This window comes from Providencia sp. UF-224 (assembly GCF_058245955.1).
Genome location: NZ_JBSICC010000001.1, coordinates 431,443 through 453,619, shown reverse-complemented (window position 1 = coordinate 453,619; position 22,177 = coordinate 431,443). Strand labels below are relative to the sequence as shown.

Genomic DNA, 22,177 nt, shown 5'->3' with positions numbered 1-22,177 from the left:
AATAACAATGAAAGTCATTCATTTTGGTGCAGGAAATATCGGTCGTGGTTTTATTGGAAAAGTACTCGCAGATGCGAATTCACAACTTACATTTACCGATGTTAACCAACCTTTAATTGATCAATTAGAGCATCAACAGTCGTATCAGGTACATGTTGTTGGTCAAGAAAGTCGTATTGAAAAAGTGCAGCATGTGCACGCAATTAATTCTAATGACCCAAAGACAATCGAATATATCGCTACTGCGGATATGGTAACAACTGCAGTCGGCCCGCAAATCCTTGAAAAGATAGCAGGGACTTTAGCGCAAGGTATTACGTTAAGAAATACGTTAAATAACCAAAAACCACTCAATATTATAGCATGTGAAAATATGGTAAGAGGGACAAGCCAATTAAGGCAGCATGTTCTTGCACAATTGCCTGTAGAAATACATGGGTGGGTTGAACAACATATTGGTTTTGTCGACTCGGCGGTTGACCGTATTGTTCCTCCTATGGATGCGGCAAACGATGACCCTCTTTCGGTCACCGTCGAATCATTCAGTGAGTGGATTGTCGACAAAACACAATTTGTTGGCAATATTCCGAGCATTGATGGGATGGAGCTAACGGATAATTTAATGGCATTTGTTGAGCGCAAACTATTCACGTTAAATACAGGTCATGCGATTACTGCTTACCTAGGTCAGTTATATGGGCATCAAACAATTAGTGATGCTATTAATGACCCTAAAGTTCATGCTGTTGTAAAAGCAGCTATGGAAGAAAGCGGGCGAGTTTTAATTCAGAGATATGGATTTAACGCCGATAAGCACCAGCAATATATTGAAAAAATATTAAGCCGTTTTGCAAACCCCTATTTAAAGGATGATGTTAGCCGAGTAGGGCGTCAACCTATCCGTAAACTCAGCCCAGAAGATAGGTTGATTAAACCGTTACTAGGGACGTTTGAGTACCAATTACCTAATAATAATCTGATAATTGGTATTGCAGCTGCGCTTCATTTTAGGTGCTCTAATGATCCTCAGGCCATTGAGCTAGTTGAATTAATTAACGAAAATGGCATCTATCAGGCTACTATGGAGCTATGCGGTTTGCAGCAATACCCTGCCATTGTTGATAAAATTTGTACTCAATATGAGTTAATAAAGTTGAGTAATAAACAATAATTCGGGTAATAGGCTAATTATTGAGGTTCAATCACTTTATGGTTATTAGCGAATGAATATTAAGCAGGTGGCCATAAAGTGACAAAAAAAATTATTATGGAAAATAAGCAAGACATTGAAAATCATATCCTTGAGCGGTTAAACCAACGGCCTGAAATTCATTTATTTATTCAGGAGGTTATAACGCTAATTTCTCAAGCAATTGATAAGTTAATGTTAAAAGTATTTAGGAAGGATGATTATGCTGTAAAATATGCAGTTGAGCCTCTTTTGACAGGTAATGGACCATTAGGTGATTTATCTGTGCGTTTGAAACTGTTATTTGCTTTGGGGGCCATAACGCGTGAAACCTATGAAGATATTGAATTATTTCTAGCATTAAATGATTCTTTATCTTTCCAAGAATTAAAATTAGATTATATTGATGATGAAATAATCGGCAGTATTAAAATGTTGCACTGCATGGGTCCATTACCTGAAATGATGCGTTTTGATCAGCCTGAAGATATGGTAGATAAACAGCTAATTGATTTGCAAAAGCAGCGCTATCAGCAAATGGTCAAGTCGTCTTTGGTGTTATCTGTTGCTGATTTAATCGCACAAATACTAGAAACTGATGTTTTTTAATCAACGATTGGATTTATAATTTTTTTCTCTAAAAGCTTCGCTTATCTATTTACTTCATTATATAAATATGTTTGAAATACAAGTATGTATAATCGAACTTAAATGGTTTAAACATGAATATTATTATTACTCATGAAGTCACTCAAGAAGATAGAGATGAATTACTTACAGGGCTACGTAGCTATAACACCCAGTATTTAGATGCTTCCCGCTTTGGTCAATTAGGCGTGTATTTTAAAGATGGTGACGGTGTGATGCAGGGCGGCTTAATTGCGACAGTAAGAGCTAATTGGTTATGTATTGATTATTTATGGGTAAGTGAATCAGCGAGAAAAGAAGGGATAGGTAGTCAATTAATGCAAACAGCTGAACTTGAGGCGTCGAAAATAGGCTGTCTTCATGCTTTGGTTGATACTTTTAGTTTTCAAGCACTGCCATTTTATCAAAAATTAGGTTATATCCAGCAAATGTCCCTGCCAGATTTCCCCGAAACAGGAATGCAATCTCATTATTTGACTAAAATGAATTTAAAATAAATTTTTGATTGTTTTCACTACTCACATTTGAAAACAATCTACTCCATTTGTTTGGATATTTTTATTAGCACTAGCGGATGGGTCAACAGGTAAATTTAATTGATTTATCCAGCATGCTAGACTTTGTTTTGCATTTAATCTTATCCCAGCATTTTTATCATGAACTGAGCGAATGTTTATTGTTGAGTATTCCATCAGTTTATTATCCACAAAGATAAATACTCTGTCAGCTTTCTGGTTCGGTTGTTCAGCTAATAACTGGTCGGCATAAAAGAATAAATCATACTGGCCCCGAGTGGCTGAACTCTTAGGTATCCCTTCAATGTGAATGACTTCAGCTTTACTCATTCCAGAAATAACGACTAAAGACGGCTCTTCTTTTGTGCAAGCTAAAAGTAAAAGAGGCAAAAAAAGAAGAATGACAATTTTTTTCATTGAGTATTATCCAGTAAATACGCGTAACAGAATTGATAATAGAAGGTTCTATTCATGATCAAAATGATTAGATGAAAAATAGGATTTTTCTACTCGCAGCGATTCAATCAGCCATTTTTTGCGTTATATTTCTTCACATTGACTTTCAATATTCACTCGGCGGGCTACGATATAAATGATTAAGTGGCGTAGGTATGGTCGATTAGGTATATTGACTTAAACTTTTAATTGGTAATTTAAATGAATGAATCAAGCGGTTTGATAATTGCAGAAACGATAATTAATGTAAACAGCATCATGTTTTCAGATAATGCATTCTTTCTGCCTATCTATATTTTCAGAGCAGTAAATATCATTTATCAGGTGCATTTATTAATGTGATTTCCGTTAACATTGTATATTTGAGGGGGGAGCTCAACATTAGGTTAAATGGTGATTGCGAAAGCGACAAGAGTTACATAGATTGCAGATAAGACCAAGGTCACGCCTATGATTGTTCTAGCGAAGAGGCAGAAAACACTACTCGGTGGTGATTTTGGAAATAGAGCTGAAAAGCTCCAATAAGCAAGCCACAGGAGTAAAAAGACAGCAAATAAAAGATAAATAACGGTAAATGACACTACGTATGCCCCAATCTTTAAGTTAGGTAGATGATTGCTATGATGCAACGTACGCTATGATCATACCAAGCATACACATGATGACTATAAGGCATATTCCAGCGATAACTCGAATAAAAGACCAGAAAGTATTGGTTCGGCCTATATTCCAAAAGCAAAAAAATACTGCAATTCCTAATATGATTTCATAAATAATCAGTTCAGCCATGACGACGCACACATCCATATGATTAAGTGATTAACAATATACATAAGTCAAATATCAATAGCTATCAATTAAAGACTAAAGTTCTATCGACCACAATAACTTTTTGATTAGCATTTCCATTCGTGGATGATAGCTAACGGTAACCATTTTTTCTTTGCCTGCGTTTTCACCTTCTTTTATCGTTTTAATTTCATTGAGGATGAACTGATACTTATCAGATGTTATTACGTATTTACCTAATTTAATTTCCATTGTTATTCTCCGCATCCTTCATTAATAAATAAATTTCCATAGCAATTCGATAATAATTATCACCGTTAATTGCTATGCAATGGTTGTTAAATTGACGAGCTGACCAAATGTTATTAACTCGAACCATACTGATGCCGTTATCAATAATAATCGGCATTGATTGCAGCTTCCTTGCTGAAATATCGCCTATTCCTAGTTGGCGAGCAATAAACTTTCACCACCTCGGTAGTTACAGGCATGGTTATATCCTTTGGTTAAATCATATAAATAGCGTAGCGTAGGTAGGTGAGCCAAATGGGAGCCAAGAAAGTTATCAATGGACTCCTGTCACCATATAGTAAACATTATCAGCAAAGATAGAATTTACAGTAATGACTAATGTAATGTATTAACAACCCACCCACTTCGGTGGGTTTTTTATTGCTTGAAATTTGTGGGGTTATCAAAATGTACTATGTAGCCTTGATATCTTCATATGCCGAAAGTAGTTTGCTTTCAGTTTGTTTATGTGTGTAATTTATTGTGTATTTGTAATCCAATTATTGAAAGAGAAAATATGGATTATTTATTGCATTCACTCCTGCATTTAAACTGTCAAAAAATAAAAATTACTAAAAAACATTATTAATCAATGGGATATATATTTATTTAAGGCTGTTTGGCTGCATTGGTAATTTAACTCACCACACAAGATTATGATTAGCAGTTAGTAACAAAATAAGTAGTCATTTTCTTTATTTATATCGCAATTACACCTATATTGAGTTAAATAATTAAACAGTGGCATTAAATATAATGCATAACTAGAAGAAATGACGATATGAAAAAAAGAGTGCTACTTATAGCAACCTTATTTGCTGTTGCTATGCAAAGCTATGCTATCGAACTTAAGGTTCCGATCGGGGCAAGAGGTTATCTGGGGGAAGTTCAGCCCCCTGTTGCATCAGTATCTACCTACTTACAGACAGCATCAGACCTTGAGGCGAATACCATTCACTATCAAATAAGTTTACGGTGGTGGGGCGTTCTTGGTGAATTGGAGTATTTTCCTGAAATAAATACATCAGGTATTCAGTTTGTCAATACGACTAATCCAGACGGTGGGTCAATCGTGTTAACTATCAATGGAACTTTAAATGCATCATTTTTACGTTATGATGGGAAAACGATGCAGAATGTAACAGCGACATTGGTTAATGGAAAAAATGTTAGCATGAATGGGCTATATAGATTCCAAAATGAATACACAAGGTCTGAAGCGGCATGGGGAATAGCGCCAAAATTAGGAAGCAAAAATTTTTTCAAACATACATATAATGATAAGATAAACCCGGCCGTATTCACAGTTTCAAGTTACTCAGCTTATGCGATTGGTGGTGGCCTAAAGCCTGGTGTGTATAAAATTAATCCGAGTTATATTGGTGTGACTCTAATCGCTTCAGGATGGGGGTTCACAGAAAGTGCCCCGCTGTTTGACCAAAGTAGTAATGTGACAATAACAGCACTAAAAAGTTGCAAGTTGACACCTTCAACACAGACAAATATCCAATACCCCACACAGTTAAGCCAGAACTACCCTACACCGAAAAACTTAGCGAGTGAACAAGCGGTTGTGCAAGTGAGCTGCTATGAAGCAGGAAAGGAAGGTTTTTTAACTCTGGGGCCTATGAATCCAATGGTGACAGGAAGCACTACAGGGATGGTGTTAACGAGTTCAGAAAGTAATGCAGGTGACTTGCCTTATATTGCAACATCGGCGACAAGCCAAGGTGATAGCGTGTGTAATGCTAACTCATCAGATGCAATCCCTTATTTAGGTAGCCAATCAATTTCGACGATACCGGGCAAAGACTTTACGAAATCGCTCTTTTTCAATCTTTGTGCGAACGGTAATATTAAGCCGGGTAAATATAAAGGTGCGATTAACGTCTCTGTATTGGTAGAGTAGCAGCGTTAACTCAATCAAAAATCAGACCTGCTTCGGCAGGTTTTTTTGTTATGAGCATCGATTAAGGATATACCCAAGACTCTGGTTTATTATAAATACCACATTCATCATCCATGACTTTAGCATTTAGTTTTTTTGCGATTTCTAGCATTTTTATATAGAGAGCAGTATCAGGCCATGTGGTATAAACTCTACCGTTATCCCACTCAAGCCAAGGCTCATCATAGGTGCTATTTCCGATCCATATTGCATTAAATTCACCGTTAATAGCATTTATTTTTAGCTCAGGGTCTTGCTCAACAAGAGCTATCCACTCGTCGCTACTGATTGGATTGCTTTCACTATCAAACCAGCATTCAGCACGAGTAATATGAAATTCAACGCCCATACAGTCATCCTTATTAAATTGGTGGGAAATAAAATATCACTTAAATATATAATCTGAAAGTGTGCTTTGCTTCAATTTGCACTCCCGCTAAGCTAACATTACTGAAACTAATTGATGGGATGGTGAGATGAAAGGATACATAGCTGCTAGCTTGCTAATGATGATGTGCTTTGGTTTTAATGCGCACTCTAGCAATAGCATTGACTCATTAGCATCAGATGGGAACAGGTCTGATTATGGCGATTGGGATTTTATTTATGCTGAAAAAATGAGTTATGAGTTATGTAAGCTGTCGGCAGAGGTCATTTACGTATCTGGCACAATCAACCATAACATGACATCAGTGACTAATTTTGAACACGCGTACACATCAATGACACGTACACCAAAGCATGTAGTTAGGATTGATTGCAACGGCCATGGTGGAAATATAATGATATTGACCGCTGATTATATTGCTCAATAGTTAATCTAGCCCGTCCTTGGGCTGTGATTCGCTCTCTATATAAACATTATGCCCCATATCACACATTACGCCTCTTAACTGAGGTCTTTTGCTTTGTTATAAACAAGAATAGTAACACTTCCCCTAAAACAAATGGTTAAATCTCTCTCATTAATTTATGGGGGATTTATGACCGAAGATGAACAAAATAAAAAGAACGACGCTCAATTGAATTCGTTCTTTCGCTCAGTCACTAAAGAGAAGTTTTCTGAGTTTATGCAGCTAAAAGGCGTTGACATCCTAACCTGCAAGATGTGCGGTAGTGACAAAATATCAATGCCAGCAATAAGGCATGTCTCAGAAGATGGCTCTCCATCTCATCTAATACCAACAAGGGTAAAACAGTTAGATTTCAATAGTGATTATTTTTTGACTAACTATACTTACAGGGTACTATGCGCGAACAACCGCAGGAGCTTCACTTTGTTAATTACCCAGTACAAACGTCGATTAACAGCAGCGTAGTAACTTGGACTGGATCGGTAATCTGCCGCAAGCTGTTTAATGAAGATGACGAGTTTGGTGATTTAATTGTTGAGATACCGCCGAGAGATTGGGGCTTGCTAGATATCGTCGTCACAGAGCAATTACCACGATGCAAGGGGGAGAATGAAGTTAAGAGAGTACCGAGCGCAACGACCGATGCGTACATTCTACGAAACAATTCAATTCTATCACCCCTCATTCGGAAACATTCACTTAGTCAGTTTGCAGATAGAGCCTAAAGTTTTGGGTGGCGTTGAGTATCAGCAGTGTAACTTTGAGCTAGCAGAGAGCCAGTAAAGCAAAACACCGATTATCGATACTTCGGTTAAGTTTAGCCGGGCCGCACAGGACTTTAAGAAGCAACTGAAGAAATGGAAGTCTAATACGAGAATGAAACCAATATCCGCTTGCGAGTTGATGAAAATGGCATCACTGAAGGACTAGCGCGCACGCCTAATAAGATAGTTTTGCAGGGCTGTAGAAATCGCTATCAGGCAATGGATAGAGCCCAATGGTTAGAAGCTTTTCTTTTTTATCGAATCGGTATATTAAACGTCAAGATTTAGCACCGGTTGTTGATATATTAAGATATAAGTCGCCACCATCCGCAAGCTTGTACGGCTTATCTTGCGCTTTCGCTGCTTCTACTTGTTTAACATTTAGCTTCATAGAGGGTATTGAGTGTGAGTAAAATATACGATACCACCAATACTACCCGCGAAAATTTGTTTATAGCAGTATAGATTGGTTTAGCTCAGTTTAGTGTGGATGATTGTTACGCTTGGTTTTATGAGGGTTTTGTTTAGGTGGGAATAGGTCGGTTGAGTCTATTGTGGTGTCCCCTGCAGGAATCGAACCTGCAACTAGCCCTTAGGAGGGGCTCGTTATATCCATTTAACTAAGGGGACTTTGAGCTTATTACTAAGCAGGATTTGCATTTTACTGTCCACTTCCAATGGAATCAAGTTGTTACGGTGAATTAATTCAATTTATTGTGAAGATCGTTTTTTTGTTTGTTTTTTCGTACTAGTTTTGTCTAATAACTATTTCAGTTGCTGGTTTTATTTTGCTATGACTATAATCAATAGATGCGTGAAAGTTAACGTAAATTTAACAAGCTATGGGAAAATGTTAAGTGCAAAACTAGCTTAATTATCGGTCAATATTGAATTTTGGAGTGGGGAAATGCCAGAGATCGCTACATTATTTGCTTTTGGTCTAATTGCTCTTGGAATGGTATTAACGCCGGGTCCGAATATGATTTATTTAGTTTCTCGGTCTATTTGCCAAGGTCGACAAGCTGGGTTTATTTCACTTGCAGGTGTCGCACTCGGATTTGTTTTTTATATGTTATGCGCGGCCTTTGGTATCACCGCTTTTATCTTTGCAATTCCTTATGCGTATGATGTGTTACGAATTGCAGGGGCGATGTACTTGCTCTATTTAGCGTGGCAGGCAGTTAAGCCTAATGGGCGTTCAGCTTTCCAACTCCAAATATTGGATATCGATAGCCCTAGAAAACTTTTTATGATGGGGTTTTTAACGAATATCGCTAATCCTAAAATCGCGATTATGTATTTATCTTTACTGCCGCAATTTATTACACCAGATCATGGCAGTGTGTTGGTGCAATCAATGATATTAGGAACAATCCAAATATTGGTTAGCTTAACAATCAATGGGCTTATCGTGATTACAGCGGGAGCTATTTCATTATTACTGACTCGTCGTCCAACGTGGCAGTTAATTCAACGGTGGCTAATGGGGACAGTTTTGGCTGGGCTAGCCATCAAGATACTGGTTGAATCCAAAAAATAATTGTAAGGAGGAGTGTGGTCATGCGGCTTATTCTTTCATTTGATGTTTTTCAATTTGATAATTGATTTCTTAATTTACAGAAATATAAAGTAATGGTTTTTGTGCTAATTGCTCATAATTCTTATAATAATGGCATGATTAACTAGGGTATAATTAAAAGTTCATCTGTATAATCACTCAAAACGGTTAACAAAATTAATTTTTTCACCTTATTATTATCAAATTCGTGAATATTGTGGAAAGTACCATAGCAGGACGGTGCAGGGAATGGAGAGGGTGTTATGAAGTTTCGCATGACTAGCGTTTTTCTAGCGGGTGTATTAATTGCAGGTTGTGCAAGTAATATTGACCCGGATACGCAAGAACGTTCAGACCCATTAGAGGGTTTTAACCGAGCAATGTTTAATTTCAACTACAATGTTTTAGACCCTTATGTCTTAAGACCTGTTGCTGTAGCTTGGAATGATTATGTTCCTATGCCTGCGCGTAATGGCTTATCCAACTTCTTTGTTAACCTTGAAGAACCCGCGAGTATGCTGAATAGTTTCTTGCGCGGGGAAGTGACTCAAGGTTTTAAACACTTTAACCGCTTCTTCCTAAATACTGTCTTTGGTATGGGTGGGTTGATTGATGTGGCAACAATGGCAAACCCGCAGTTAGCCAAAGAAGATCCTAAACGTTTCGGTAATACACTTGGCTACTATGATGTCGGTTATGGCCCTTATGTCGTTTTACCCGGATATGGGAGCGCAACACCACGTGAGGAAGGTGGGGATTTAGCGGATGGTTTATACCCAATGTTAAGTTACCTGACATTTTGGATGTCCGCTGGTAAATGGGCGCTTGAAGGGATAGAAACAAGAGCACGACTGCTGGATTCAGATGGATTACTTAAAAACTCTTCAGACCCGTACTTGATGATGCGTGAAGCTTACTTCCAACGAAATGATTTCTTATCAAATGGCGGCGTATTGAAAGCAACTGAAAACCCAAATGCGGCTGCGATTGAAGGGGATCTTGATTCGATTGATTAATTTAGTGAATTGACTCAGGAAGGTTTATCACTCTCTTGTCTGTATTAAAACGTGAGAGTGATAAATTAACAGCTAGTCATTGTCTCGCTTTCCTCGTTGGGTAACAGTGTCAATCAAGGCGATTACCCCTAAAACCCCAATAAATCCTACTGTAAATAATGTTCCCATAAAACCTCCTACGTTTTTGTCATTGTGGCCTCTTTTGTACTTTTACTGCGAATGTATCGCATTAATAATACAGTTTGATGAATGGATACGTATTTTTTGTGTATCTGTATTCTAAAATATGTGTATAGATTGTGCTTGCAAATAAGAACATTCAGAGAAAGAAAGGTAATCTAATGAAATATAAAAGGAATTATCTTAAAAGAAGCTTATAAGGCTAATTTTCAACGTGAAAACAGTTGTTAGAATGCAAATTATTTATTTAACAATTAATCTACATATATGAGTAGTAAGGTGTCAAGATAAATTTATGATAGGGATGTTTTTTTGAATAGTGGGATAGTAGGGCTATCAGGGAGTTGCCTCCCCGATAGTTAAGCATTCGATTTATTAGAATGCGTAGTTAAAGTTCACGCCGTATAACCAAGCAGAGCCTTCAGATTTGAAGCGAGTAGTTGTGCTTGGATCACCTTCTTTTAGCATTTCATTGATATTGACTTTTTTGCCATACATATAGGCAATACCAACGTCAACAGAGGCATTTTCATTAAATGCATAGGTTGTACCCGCACTTAACCAATAGCGGTCTTGGTCAGGAATCGAAATAGAGCGGTATTCTGAACGTACAGGAGTTTGGTCATAGGCAATACCTGTACGGAAAGTCCAACTGTCATCATAAAAATAAGTAGTACCAAGTGCTAAACGCCAAGCATCTTTAAAGTGCTCAGGTTTATGAAACAGTTCTTTACCATTGCTTTTTTGATAAGCTGTGAGTTCTTTAAACTCACTCCAGCCTGTATAGGCTGCACTATAGTGTAGAGCCCATTTTGGTGCGACTTTATGGTAACCAGAAAACTCCCAGATATCTGGTAGGTTAAGATCCAATTTTCCTTTAACGCTAGAACCAGCCAGTCCACCTGCCATTGCTGGTAAGTCATTTGAGAATTTGCCATCCTCAAATTTAACTTTAACCTTTGAGCGGTAAGTTAAGCTTAGGCGGTTATCTTGGTTGAATTCATATAAAACACCTGCATTCCAGCCATAACCCCAGTCATCACCTTTTAATTTCGCAGCAGTTGTACTTGGTGTAACACCTAATGCCGGAGGAAGCTTTGCAGCTCCTATACCTACATGACGAGTAATTTCAGCATCAGCATAGACAGCGTTAGCACCTAAACCAAAGCTAAAATTATCATTTAGGCGGTATGCACCACTTAAATTTAAGTTAACAGTTTTTAAATCAGTTTTTCCGCCAACAGGCCCACCTGCATAACTTTTTGGAAAATCGGTCGCTAAACCGAAGTTTGTTGTCATGGACGTACCAACAGCCCATTTATCATTAATTGGGAAAATAAAATGCGCATTAGGCACAACGGCACTTGGCGCGATATCATTAGCAGTAAATGCGCTGTTATCACGACCTTTAATATCAACACTTGGGTCAATATACACCGCGCCTACAGACAGAGATGGTCGGTCAAATAGCATCATCGCAGCAGGGTTACGGCTCCCTTCACTTGCGTTGTCGCCCATCGCACCAGCTCCCGAAAATGCGCGTCCCAGTGCGGATGTAGAATATTCATTTAGTAAGAAACCCGCCGCGCCGGCGTTAGAAGATACAATTGCCACTGCTATTGCTAAAGCTGATTTCGAAACCAGGTTTTTCTGGCTCATGACCAAAACCCTCTTATGTTTTATTTTAAATAAAGCGACTTCTATCGCAAGAAGCGCAGAATTGTAGGGTCCATTGCCGTCATGACAAATCAGACCAGTTACTAGAGTATAGGTCTGACCACCTGATATGTTGCAAGCTTGTTTTGTATTTATTGTGACTTCGTTTTCAAAAATGCGATGCATTTAACAAAATAGCAACATTAGGTGACTGTTTTGGAGTAATAAATAATCAAATACGGGGTAAGATCAAACTTATGTTTAATTATTAGCAATAAGTTTTGATACATACTGGTTTTTACCACTTTTTCAGCGTTATGATAGCCACTTAACAGTTTGTTTATTTGGAGAGTAAAATGACTGATGCGATTAACCGTTGTAGTGCGGATGAAACAGCAGCTTGCTGTTGTGTGGATGTAGGCACAGTGCTGGATAATAAAGACTGTACTGCGTCGTATCAGCATGTTTTTGCCACCCAAGGTGAAGCGGAATCCATGTTGAAGATGCTCACAGAAAAAGCGAAGTCTGTTGAGTCAGATCCCTGTGCGATTAATCATACTTTTAAACAAGTTGATGGCGGTGTTGAACTGAGCGCAGAATTTAGTTTTAGCTGTGAAGCTGAAAGTCTGATTTTTCAGTTAGGCCTTCGTTAATCAAACGTTTGAATTCATTAAGTGAACCCTTCTATAGTGATAGCACCTTTTATTAGATGCTAAGTAATAGAAGGGTTTTTTATATTTGTTAAATCCATTCCTTTTCTTTTCAGCACTATTTTTATACCAACTTGCGTGCGCGCTCCCATTTTTTAGTCAATGCAATTGATAATTGTGAAAGTTATGTTAACAATCATTACAGGTCAGACCTCTTTCGGCCCATCGTGAAAAAATAAACAATAATTTTTATTTATGCTTTTGCAGGAGCGACCATGAATCAACATTCCCACCATGGTGACAGTACATATTCAACAAAAGAGCGCATTGCCATTGTTAGTGGCTTACGTTTACCGTTTGCAAAGCAGTCAACGGCCTATCAAGGCATTGCTGCTGTGGATTTAGGCAAAGCGGTTGTCGCTGAATTATTAGTTCGTAGCGATTTAGATAATCAGCTGATTGAACAACTTGTCTTTGGTCAAGTGGTTCAAATGCCTGAAGCACCAAACATTGCGCGGGAAATAGTGCTTGGCACAGGGATGAGCGTTTCAACGGATGCATACAGTGTTTCAAGGGCGTGTGCGACAAGCTTTCAAGCCATTGTGAATGTGGCTCAAAGTATGATGGTTGGGGATATTTCCGTTGGGGTTGCGGGCGGGGCAGACTCTTCTTCAGTTTTACCAATAGGCGTTTCAAAAAAATTAGCAGCAACGTTACTTGCACTGAGTAAGGCAAAGTCGGTTGGGCAAAAATTATCGCTTATCACAAAATTACGCTTAAAAGACTTAATGCCCGTTGCGCCTGGAGTAGCTGAATACTCGACAGGGCTTCGCATGGGGGACACCGCGGAGCAAATGGCGAAAAGCTACCACATCACGAGAGAACAACAAGATGAATTAGCGCATCGTTCTCACGTTCTTGCGGCTAAAGCGTGGGAAAGTGGTTTATTGAATGATGAAGTCATGACGGCGTATATGCCACCTTTTAAGCAAGCCTTTTCGCAAGATAACAATGTACGAGGTAACTCCGTCTTATCTTCTTACGCTAAATTAAAACCTGCATTTGACCGCAAGCATGGCAGTGTCACCGCGGCGAATAGCACGCCTTTAACAGATGGTGCAGCCGCTGTATTGATGATGACAGAATCAAGGGCAAAAGCATTGGGTTATACCCCACTAGGTTATATTCGTAGCTATGCTTTTAGCGCGATTGATGTATGGGAAGATATGCTATTGGGGCCATCTTATGCAACGCCTATTGCCTTGAAACGTGCGGGGTTAACTTTACAAGATCTCACGTTAATTGATATGCATGAAGCCTTCGCGGCTCAAACATTGGCTAACGTCAAAATGTTTGGTAGTCGCCAATTTGCACAAGACAAACTAGGTTTAAAAAACGCCATTGGCGAGATAGACATGGACAAATTTAATGTTCTCGGCGGTTCTATCGCTTATGGTCACCCGTTTGCGGCTACGGGTGCAAGAATGGTGACACAAACACTGAATGAACTTCGTCGTCGTGGCGGTGGCTTTGGTTTAACAACAGCTTGTGCTGCGGGTGGTTTGGGTGCAGCTATGATTTTAGAGGTGGAATAATGACGCAAAATTCTACTACGGAATTGGTGATAGATAAGGCACAGCAAGCTTTCTCATTAGAAATTTATGATGAAAATGTAGGTGTGATTTTCATTGATGTTCCAAATGAAAAGGTTAATACACTAAAAGCTGAATTTGCTGAGCAATTTCTTGCAATCTTACAAAAAGCACAATCCACTTCGGGCTTAAAGGGGTTAGTGATCACCTCGGGCAAAAAAGATAACTTTATTGCAGGCGCCGATATCAGCATGATTGCGCATTGTGAATCGAAGGCGCAAGCCAGTGAGCTATCAAAATCAGGGCATATACTCTTTGATAAAATCGATAATTACCCATTACCGATTATTGCCGCTATCCATGGAGCATGTTTAGGTGGCGGTTTAGAGTTGGCATTAGCCTGTCATGCAAGGGTGTGTTCAAATGATGATAAAACGCGCCTCGGCTTGCCTGAAGTTCAGTTAGGCTTATTACCTGGCTCTGGTGGTACGCAGCGCTTGCCACGCTTAATCGGTATTCCCCAGGCGTTAGATTTGATGTTAACGGGTCGCCAGTTAAAAGCTAAACAAGCACTTAAATTGGGCCTTGTTGATGATGTTGTCCCTGAGTCAATTCTATTAGATGTCGCCGTTAAAATGGTTAAAAAAGGCGGTATTCAACGACCAGCTATTCATTGGCAGCAACGTTTACTGAGTAGCAAATTACTTCGCAACCAAGTGTTTAATGGGGCAAAGCAAAAAGTATTGAGTAAAACCAAAGGCCATTACCCTGCACCAGAAAAAATCATTCATGCGGTAAAAACGGGGATGAATCAAGGGTTATCTGCAGGGTTTGCCGAAGAGGCCAAAGCATTTGGTGAGTTAGCGATGTCCCCCGAGTCAGCAGCATTACGCAATTTATTCTTTGCTGTTACTGCGCTGAAAAATGAAACCGGTGCACACGCTAAGCCACTTAACGTTAACCAAGTCGGAGTATTAGGTGGTGGGTTAATGGGCGGGGGGATTGCCTATGTGAGCGCAACGCAAGGAAAAGCGTCTGTTCGAATTAAGGATATATCAGAAAAAGGCATTGCTCAGGCTTTGAAATATAGCTGGGACTTATTGACCCAGCGAGTGAGCAAACGCCGATTATTGGCGCGCGAACGTGCTGCAACAATGGCTAAAATATCAGGAACATTGAATTATCAGGGGTTAGAAACCGCTGATCTCATTATTGAGGCTGTTTTTGAGGATTTAGCGCTGAAAAGAAAGATGGTTTCTGATGTTGAAAAAATGACGAGAAAGGATGTTATTTTTGCATCGAATACATCTTCATTACCTATTCACCAAATAGCCGCTAATGCCCAACATCCAGAGCGTGTCATTGGTTTACATTATTTCAGTCCCGTCGATAAAATGCCATTGGTTGAAGTTATTCCGCATAAACAAACGGATGAAACAACGATTGCTACAGTGGTCGCATTCGCTAAGCGCCAAGGTAAAACGGCGATTGTGGTTGGTGATGATGCGGGTTTTTATGTTAATCGAATTCTTGCCCCTTTTTTATGCGAGGCGGCGCAGTGCCTTATTGAAGGTGAGTCTATCGATTATATTGACAGTGCATTAGTTGAGTTCGGTTTCCCTGTAGGGCCGTTTAATTTACTCGATGAAGTTGGTATTGATGTCGGCACTAAAATCTTACCTATTTTAGTAGGACGATTTGGGGATAGATTCAAAGCACCAGATATCCTAGATAAAGTTGTAAAAGATGACCGCAAAGGTAAGAAAAACGGAAAAGGCTTTTATGAGTACGGCCATTCTTCACCTAAGTTACTATTTTGGAAGAAAAATAAAAAACGCCAAGTGGATAAATCGATTTATTCTCTTATCGGCATCGTGCCAGAAAATAATTTAAGTAAGACAGATATCGCCCAACGTTGCGTGATGATGATGCTAAATGAAGCGGCTCGTTGTCTTGATGAGAAAATTATTCGCAGTGCAAGGGATGGTGATGTTGGCGCCGTCTTTGGTATTGGTTTCCCACCATTTTTTGGCGGTCCGTTCAGGTATATGGATAATTTTGGCATCACAAAAACGGTCGAGACACTAAAAGTGCTTGCAACACGCCATGGCGATAAATTCCAACCGTGTGATTTATTGTGTCAAATGGCAGAGAACAACCAAACGTTTTATTCAGTTGATGGTCAAGAATAACAACTGAAAACTAGTTCGTTTTTGGGGCTTAATAGCATTATACGATAAGCTAATAATGCGGTTGAGCGTAAGGAAAGCGTTAAGCCTGAGCTGAATATTAATCCATTCAGTTATCAGGCTTTTTTAATCGGTAGATTTAATTAACTGGAGTTATGTTTTGATAAAGGCACGTTAAAAAATCAATAAAAAGTCATTTAAATCATTTTAATTGTTGGTCATTTAATGCAGAATCACTTTTCACCCCAACTGATGGTTACTTTTACAACAATTATCTTAACAAAAAGAATAGCCACTTTACGTAAGTAGGCTACTCAGATGGTGGATTATGCAAGTTTATATTATGCGTCACGGCGATGCGGCGTTACATGCACCAAGCGATGCCGAAAGGCCATTAACACAAAAGGGAATAGATGAGTCAGTATTAATGGCTGAGTGGTTGAGAAATCGCGGCATTGAGATTGATACTGTATTGGTTAGCCCTTATCTAAGAGCATTACAAACTGAAAAAGTAGTAAGTGAACACCTTAAACTTCCATCAACAAATGAAGTTTTAGCGCAATTAACCCCAGGTGGAAATGCGGCTTTTGTGGCCGACCATATACGCGATTTAGCGGTGACAGGTGCAAAGGCAATCTTGGTTGTATCCCATTTACCGTTAGTGGGGTATCTAGTGTCAGAGCTTTGTCCGCAGAAAGAACCGCCGATGTTTACAACATCAACGATTGCATGCATTGAATTGGATTTGGTTCACCAAAAAAGTGATGTTGAATGGATGCTAAGTCCATCTCAATTATTATTTGCTAAATAAATTCTCGCTAAACAGAGCACTTAACGACGAGTGCTCTCTTCATTTTCGATCAAAAGTAACAAAGCTGCATTGCCACCCCATTCTTTAGGCGCTTGGTGAAACGCAATAATATCAGGATGTTGTGCAAGCCATAGTGGTGTCTGTTGCTTTAATATATGTTTGCCATGCCCATGCATGATGCAGGCACAATAGACATTTTCACGTTTACAAGCTGCTATCAGCGCGCCAATTTCTTGCTTAGCTTCCATCTGAGTTAACCCATGTAAATCAAGAAACAGCTCTGGCGTGTAGTCTCCTCGACGTAATTTTTTGAGCTCATAAGGGTTAGAATCAGGTTTTAAATAACGAGTAGGACCTTCATTGTCTAATTGTGGCTGAAATTCGTCCGAAAAGTAGAAAGATGCATCGACTTGTTCCTGTTTCATTTTTTTTTCAGAAGGTTGCGTGACTTTCACACGCACGGGAGCATGCAGGACTTGATCCTGATTAATTTTTTTTGCGCCGCGAATTGCTTCTTTAAATAGATGAATTTCATCATCTTTCAGTCCAAATTTATTTTTCGTCATTTTAATAATATGTATAGAGCCATTTTGCAGGTCACTAGTGTAACCTATTTTCGTGAGATATGGGGACAAATGCATTTTTTAGCGTGACATAACAAAATTGTTACCTTTTGAGTCGCAGAGATTGACAAATGGTGTATAACTAGTCTAATTGTATATACATATCTATACCATTATTTTTCAAACTAATAAATCAACCTGCCACGACAATAGGAAAACTGATGTTATTTAAAACGCTACCGCAAGATGTGATCTGGCGTCATGGTCGTATTGCGACAATGGACCCAGATCGGATTGAGCCTTACGGGCTAATCGAAAATCATGACATAGTCGTTCGTGATAACCAAATTATTGCAATCTTACCACCAAAGGAAATTGAACAAAATCAATGTCAGGTTGTTGATGTAAAAGGAAAACTAATTACTCCTGGTTTGATTGACTGCCATACTCATTTAGTCTTTGGCGGAGATCGCGCTTCTGAATGGGAGCAGCGTATGAATGGTGTTTCTTATGAAACTATAAGTGCACAGGGCGGTGGAATTAACTCAACCGTTCGTGCTACAAGGCAAATGAGCGAAACAGAGCTATTTGAAAAAGCGCAGCCAAGGTTAGATGCATTAATTCGTGAAGGTGTGACGAGCATTGAAATGAAATCAGGTTATGGACTTGATTACCAAAACGAAGAAAAACAATTGCGGGTCGCAAAAAAATTACTTGCAGAATATCCTATTTCCATTTCTTCAACGCTCTTATCTGCTCATACGGTACCGCCAGAATTTAAAGGTAAACCAGACGAATATATTGACCTTATTTGCCAAAAAATTATGCCCGAATTATGGAATAAGGGGCTATTTGATGCTGTTGATGTGTTTTGTGAAAGTGTTGGCTTTTCTCTTAAGCAAAGTGAGAAATTATTTGCCGCTGCCCAGCAATTAGGCATACCGGTGAAGGGCCATGTTGAGCAATTATCTAATCTCGGTGGTAGTGAGTTAGTTGCACGCTATCATGGTCTATCGGTTGACCATATTGAGTACTTAGATTTAGCTGGAATTAAAGCACTTAAAGAAAGCGGAACAGTCGCTGTGTTGTTACCCGGTGCATTTTATTTCTTACGAGAAACGAAGTTGCCACCCATTGACTTATTACGTGAACACCAAGTACCAATGGCGATATCAACGGATTTTAACCCTGGAACAAGTCCATTTGCATCATTACGCCTGATCATGAATATGGCGGCAGTATTATTTAAATTAACGCCAGAGGAAATCTGGGCTGGAGTGACCCGTCATGCAGCAAAAGCCTTAGGGAAAGAACACACACATGGTCAGTTAAAAGCTGGTTTTACCGCAGATTTTATTGTTTGGAATGCCAAAGAGCCTGTAGAAATGATATATGAGCAGGGGAGTAACCCGATGCATATACGTGTCTATCAAGGGCAAATCACACACCATAACCAATAATATTGATAACCGTTAGCATAAAAAAAGACATTTAAATTGGCGTGATAATCGCCATAATTAATTAATAAAGTTCTTATTGCCGTATATAGTGTAAGTGGTCACTATATACGGGCAGTATTTTGTTTTTAATTTTTTATTAAGCATCATTGTTTAATTACACAACTAACGTGTTTAAAAAATGGTGAATTTTATTCGCGACTGTCAGGATGACGATATCCGATAGCACTGAGGCGGTGTTGCGTGATGATGATTAAAATAGCATACGCACATTCAAGATTTTAATGACTAATTTGGAATGAACAGTGACAGCCGAACAAAAAAATAAATCAGGAACGCCAGTTCCACTCTATTTGCAAGTTAAGCAATCAATCATTGAAAAAATACACACCGCAGAATGGCGTACGAATGACCGTATTCCGTCTGAGTCTGAACTTGTTTCTCAATTTCAATGCAGCCGAATGACAGCTAACCGTGCTTTAAGAGAATTAACAGCGGAAGGGCTGCTTGTTCGTTTACAAGGTGTTGGGACGTTTGTTGCTGAGCCGAAAGGGCAATCCGCATTATTTGAAATTCACAGTATTGAAGCTGAAATTCTTGCTAGGAATCACAAATATAGTTGTCGGATTATTAAACTTGAAGAAATTCAAGCCTCTGCTGCACTAGCAAGTGAACTTAATATTCCTACTGAAGCCCCTGTTTTTCATTCGGTGATTATCCATATGGAAAATGATGTGCCAGTGCAAATTGAAGACCGTTATGTGAATGCGTTAGCTGCACCTGATTACCTTAAGCAAAACTTTTTGTCGATCACACCTCACGATTATTTATCACAAGTGGCGCCATTGACCCAAGGTGAACATATAGTTGAAGCTATTGAGGCCGATGAGCGCTCAGCAAGGTTACTACAAATAAATGTTGGTGCTTCATGCTTATTGATTACCCGACGCACATGGTCGCAAGCTTATATTGTGACAAGCACGAAATTATTGTTCCCAGGGCATCGTTATAAGCTTAAAGGCAGTTTTTCCTCTTAACTCATTAATTGATAAACGGAATTTTGCTTAACGCAATTTTCCGTTTATCACCCTCCAAAACACAATTCTGCATTTTTTATCCTTTACCTACTAAGTGTAAATTTGTTGTGAAATAAATGTGATCGAGTAGGCAAATTTAGAAGAAAAAAACAGCGTTTATAAAAAATATAAAATATTCATCTCAATGTTTTTTCAGGCAAAAAAACCTTTTTATATCAAATTTTTTTAATTTTTATGTTAAAAAATGGATTGATCGTACATGTATATACAACTATATCTATATAAACATGAATGGTATCCAATGATTCGATAAAAGAGGGTATACAAGTGACAGCACTGAATAATAAATACAGAAATATCGAAATTAGAGCGCCGCACGGAAATACATTAACGGCAAAAAGTTGGCTGACGGAAGCGCCACTGAGAATGTTAATGAATAACCTTGACCCTGATGTTGCTGAAAACCCCCATGAGCTGGTGGTGTATGGCGGAATTGGTCGCGCTGCACGTAACTGGCAATGCTATGACCAAATCATTGAATCACTAAAGCAACTTGAAAACGACGAAACGTTGCTTGTGCAATCAGGTAAACCTGTGGGTGTATTTAAAACACATTCGAATGCGCCACGCGTATTAATTGCTAACTCAAACTTAGTTCCGCACTGGGCAAACTGGGAGCATTTCAATGAGCTAGATGCAAAAGGTTTAGCAATGTACGGGCAAATGACCGCGGGGAGTTGGATTTACATTGGCAGCCAAGGCATTGTGCAAGGAACCTACGAAACGTTTGTTGAAGCTGCTCGTCAGCATTTTAATGGTGATTTAACGGGGCGCTGGGTGTTAACTGCTGGCTTAGGTGGAATGGGCGGTGCTCAACCATTAGCTGCCACATTAGCAGGGGCCTGTTCACTTAATATTGAATGCCAACAAAGCCGTATCGATTTTCGTTTAAGAACTCACTACATTGATGAGCAAGCAACTGATCTTGATGATGCTCTTGCTCGTATCAAAGAATACACCGCGCAAGGTAAAGCCATTTCTATTGCGTTGTGTGCAAATGCCGCAGAAGTCCTGCCTGAACTGGTTAAACGCGGAGTAAAACCCGATATGGTGACAGATCAAACTAGTGCACACGACCCACTAAATGGCTATTTACCGATTGGCATGACGTGGGATGAATACCGAGAGCAAAGCGTAAAAGACCCGCAAGGCACCGCGTTAGCTGCGAAAAAATCCATGGCTGAACATGTCAAAGCGATGTTAGCGTTTAAAAAACAAGGCATTCCAACGTTTGATTATGGCAATAATATTCGCCAAATGGCGTTGGAAATGGGCGTCGAAAATGCTTTTGACTTCCCTGGCTTTGTTCCTGCCTACATTCGTCCATTATTCTGTCGCGGGATTGGCCCGTTCCGTTGGGTCGCTCTATCTGGCGACCCTGAGGATATTTATAAAACGGATGCCAAGGTTAAAGAATTATTACCTGATGACAAACACTTACACCGCTGGCTAGATATGGCGCGTGAGCGTATTAGCTTCCAGGGATTACCTGCGCGTATTTGCTGGGTAGGGCTAGGGGATAGAGCAAAACTCGGCTTAGCATTCAATGAAATGGTTAGAAGTGGTGAGGTTTCCGCACCCATAGTCATTGGGCGCGACCATTTAGACTCAGGTTCTGTCGCAAGTCCAAACCGTGAAACAGAATCCATGAAAGATGGCTCTGATGCCGTATCAGACTGGCCATTACTCAATGCATTATTGAATACAGCTAGTGGCGCTACGTGGGTTTCACTACACCATGGTGGTGGCGTTGGCATGGGCTTTTCACAGCATTCAGGTGTCGTCATTGTGTGTGACGGAACCGATGAAGCGGCTGAACGCATTGCGCGTGTGCTTCACAATGACCCTGCAACAGGGGTTATGCGCCATGCGGATGCAGGGTATGAGATTGCAATTGATTGTGCGAAAGAAAAAAACCTTAATTTACCTATGATTAAAACTCGCTAAGGAGTGC

21 protein-coding genes, 1 tRNA gene and 2 pseudogenes are annotated in these 22,177 nt (G+C 39.4%); 17 read left to right on the top strand and 7 right to left on the bottom strand.

Annotated elements, in window-relative coordinates:
* Positions 1-7: 7 nt before the first annotated feature.
* The 3 genes from AC4IFO_RS02240 to AC4IFO_RS02230 all read left to right on the top strand — a co-directional run bounded on the left by AC4IFO_RS02240 (position 8) and on the right by AC4IFO_RS02230 (position 2,334).
* Positions 8-1,171 carry a mannitol-1-phosphate 5-dehydrogenase gene (locus AC4IFO_RS02240; RefSeq protein WP_490731459.1) on the top strand — a complete coding sequence of 388 codons (1,164 nt, stop codon included), beginning with the start codon at positions 8-10 and terminating at the stop codon, positions 1,169-1,171.
* Positions 1,172-1,249: 78 nt separating this feature from the next.
* Positions 1,250-1,798 (top strand): MltR family transcriptional regulator, encoded by a 549-nt coding sequence (locus AC4IFO_RS02235; protein ID WP_490731457.1) that lies wholly within the window; start codon positions 1,250-1,252, stop codon positions 1,796-1,798.
* Between the two features lie 113 nt (positions 1,799-1,911).
* Entirely contained in the window at positions 1,912-2,334 is a 423-nt protein-coding gene (locus AC4IFO_RS02230) for a GNAT family N-acetyltransferase (protein WP_490731455.1), read from the top strand.
* A gap of 21 nt (positions 2,335-2,355) precedes the next feature.
* Here the strand turns inward: AC4IFO_RS02230 and AC4IFO_RS02225 are convergent, their stop codons facing one another.
* Positions 2,356-2,769: a hypothetical protein gene (locus tag AC4IFO_RS02225; RefSeq protein WP_490731453.1), complete on the bottom strand. Its 414-nt coding sequence runs from the start codon at positions 2,767-2,769 to the stop codon at positions 2,356-2,358.
* 903 nt (positions 2,770-3,672) lie between these two features.
* Positions 3,673-3,849: a hypothetical protein gene (locus AC4IFO_RS02220; protein WP_490731451.1), complete on the bottom strand. Its 177-nt coding sequence runs from the start codon at positions 3,847-3,849 to the stop codon at positions 3,673-3,675.
* Positions 3,850-4,669: 820 nt separating this feature from the next.
* On the opposite strand from AC4IFO_RS02220, the gene AC4IFO_RS02215 reads away from it, so the two are divergent.
* Complete coding sequence (locus AC4IFO_RS02215; RefSeq protein ID WP_490731449.1) at positions 4,670-5,797, top strand: hypothetical protein; 1,128 nt, start codon at positions 4,670-4,672, stop codon at positions 5,795-5,797.
* A 61-nt stretch (positions 5,798-5,858) separates the two neighbouring features.
* Here AC4IFO_RS02215 and AC4IFO_RS02210 read toward each other — a convergent pair whose 3' ends face one another.
* The gene (locus AC4IFO_RS02210) at positions 5,859-6,185 is read right to left on the bottom strand and encodes a hypothetical protein (RefSeq protein ID WP_490731447.1); all 327 of its coding nucleotides are present in this window, start codon (positions 6,183-6,185) and stop codon (positions 5,859-5,861) included.
* Positions 6,186-6,312: 127 nt separating this feature from the next.
* Between AC4IFO_RS02210 and AC4IFO_RS02205 the strand changes: the two genes are divergently transcribed.
* The 4 genes and pseudogenes from AC4IFO_RS02205 to AC4IFO_RS02190 all read left to right on the top strand — a co-directional run bounded on the left by AC4IFO_RS02205 (position 6,313) and on the right by AC4IFO_RS02190 (position 7,473).
* Positions 6,313-6,651, top strand: coding sequence for a hypothetical protein (locus AC4IFO_RS02205; protein ID WP_490731445.1), 339 nt, complete (start codon positions 6,313-6,315; stop codon positions 6,649-6,651).
* Between the two features lie 168 nt (positions 6,652-6,819).
* Entirely contained in the window at positions 6,820-7,155 is a 336-nt protein-coding gene (locus AC4IFO_RS02200; RefSeq protein ID WP_490731510.1) for a hypothetical protein, read from the top strand.
* Positions 7,095-7,286: pseudogene (locus AC4IFO_RS02195) on the top strand (hypothetical protein); the annotation flags it as partial. The gene AC4IFO_RS02200 and the pseudogene AC4IFO_RS02195, both read left to right, overlap by 61 nt.
* A 13-nt stretch (positions 7,287-7,299) precedes the next feature.
* Positions 7,300-7,473 carry a hypothetical protein gene (locus AC4IFO_RS02190; protein WP_490731508.1) on the top strand — a complete coding sequence of 58 codons (174 nt, stop codon included), beginning with the start codon at positions 7,300-7,302 and terminating at the stop codon, positions 7,471-7,473.
* Between the two features lie 261 nt (positions 7,474-7,734).
* Here the strand turns inward: AC4IFO_RS02190 and AC4IFO_RS02185 are convergent.
* Both AC4IFO_RS02185 and AC4IFO_RS02180 read right to left on the bottom strand, forming a co-directional pair.
* Positions 7,735-7,845: pseudogene (locus AC4IFO_RS02185) on the bottom strand (Arm DNA-binding domain-containing protein); the annotation flags it as partial.
* Between the two features lie 164 nt (positions 7,846-8,009).
* A tRNA-Arg gene (locus AC4IFO_RS02180) sits at positions 8,010-8,084 on the bottom strand.
* 277 nt (positions 8,085-8,361) lie between these two features.
* Here AC4IFO_RS02180 and AC4IFO_RS02175 point away from each other — a divergent pair.
* Positions 8,362-8,994 (top strand): LysE family translocator, encoded by a 633-nt coding sequence (locus AC4IFO_RS02175; protein ID WP_490731443.1) that lies wholly within the window; start codon positions 8,362-8,364, stop codon positions 8,992-8,994.
* A 281-nt stretch (positions 8,995-9,275) separates the two neighbouring features.
* The gene (gene mlaA, locus AC4IFO_RS02170; RefSeq protein WP_206082411.1) at positions 9,276-10,028 is read left to right on the top strand and encodes a phospholipid-binding lipoprotein MlaA; all 753 of its coding nucleotides are present in this window, start codon (positions 9,276-9,278) and stop codon (positions 10,026-10,028) included.
* A gap of 555 nt (positions 10,029-10,583) precedes the next feature.
* Here mlaA and fadL read toward each other — a convergent pair.
* Positions 10,584-11,867 (bottom strand): long-chain fatty acid transporter FadL, encoded by a 1,284-nt coding sequence (gene fadL / locus AC4IFO_RS02165; RefSeq protein WP_490731441.1) that lies wholly within the window; start codon positions 11,865-11,867, stop codon positions 10,584-10,586.
* Positions 11,868-12,220: 353 nt separating this feature from the next.
* Between fadL and AC4IFO_RS02160 the strand changes: the two genes are divergently transcribed.
* The 4 genes from AC4IFO_RS02160 (at position 12,221) to sixA (ending at position 17,106) form a co-directional block, all read left to right on the top strand.
* Positions 12,221-12,517: a YfcZ/YiiS family protein gene (locus tag AC4IFO_RS02160; RefSeq protein ID WP_275074618.1), complete on the top strand. Its 297-nt coding sequence runs from the start codon at positions 12,221-12,223 to the stop codon at positions 12,515-12,517.
* A 272-nt stretch (positions 12,518-12,789) separates the two neighbouring features.
* The gene (fadI, locus tag AC4IFO_RS02155) at positions 12,790-14,109 is read left to right on the top strand and encodes an acetyl-CoA C-acyltransferase FadI (RefSeq protein WP_490731439.1); all 1,320 of its coding nucleotides are present in this window, start codon (positions 12,790-12,792) and stop codon (positions 14,107-14,109) included.
* Positions 14,109-16,298: a fatty acid oxidation complex subunit alpha FadJ gene (gene fadJ / locus AC4IFO_RS02150; RefSeq protein ID WP_490731437.1), complete on the top strand. Its 2,190-nt coding sequence runs from the start codon at positions 14,109-14,111 to the stop codon at positions 16,296-16,298. Before fadI ends, fadJ begins: the two co-directional genes overlap by 1 nt.
* A gap of 325 nt (positions 16,299-16,623) precedes the next feature.
* Complete coding sequence (gene sixA / locus AC4IFO_RS02145) at positions 16,624-17,106, top strand: phosphohistidine phosphatase SixA (protein ID WP_490731435.1); 483 nt, start codon at positions 16,624-16,626, stop codon at positions 17,104-17,106.
* 20 nt (positions 17,107-17,126) lie between these two features.
* Here the strand turns inward: sixA and smrB are convergent, their stop codons facing one another.
* On the bottom strand, positions 17,127-17,672 hold the full coding sequence (gene smrB, locus AC4IFO_RS02140) for an endonuclease SmrB (protein ID WP_490731433.1): 546 nt from the start codon (positions 17,670-17,672) through the stop codon (positions 17,127-17,129).
* A gap of 218 nt (positions 17,673-17,890) precedes the next feature.
* Here smrB and hutI point away from each other — a divergent pair, with 218 nt between their 5' ends.
* The 3 genes from hutI (at position 17,891) to hutU (ending at position 22,170) form a co-directional block, all read left to right on the top strand.
* On the top strand, positions 17,891-19,129 hold the full coding sequence (hutI, locus tag AC4IFO_RS02135) for an imidazolonepropionase (protein WP_490731431.1): 1,239 nt from the start codon (positions 17,891-17,893) through the stop codon (positions 19,127-19,129).
* 302 nt (positions 19,130-19,431) lie between these two features.
* Positions 19,432-20,163, top strand: a complete 732-nt coding sequence (gene hutC / locus AC4IFO_RS02130; RefSeq protein WP_490731429.1) for a histidine utilization transcriptional repressor HutC — start codon at positions 19,432-19,434, stop codon at positions 20,161-20,163.
* A 291-nt stretch (positions 20,164-20,454) separates the two neighbouring features.
* Positions 20,455-22,170, top strand: a complete 1,716-nt coding sequence (hutU, locus tag AC4IFO_RS02125; protein WP_490731427.1) for a urocanate hydratase — start codon at positions 20,455-20,457, stop codon at positions 22,168-22,170.
* The last annotated feature ends 7 nt before the right edge of the window (positions 22,171-22,177 follow it).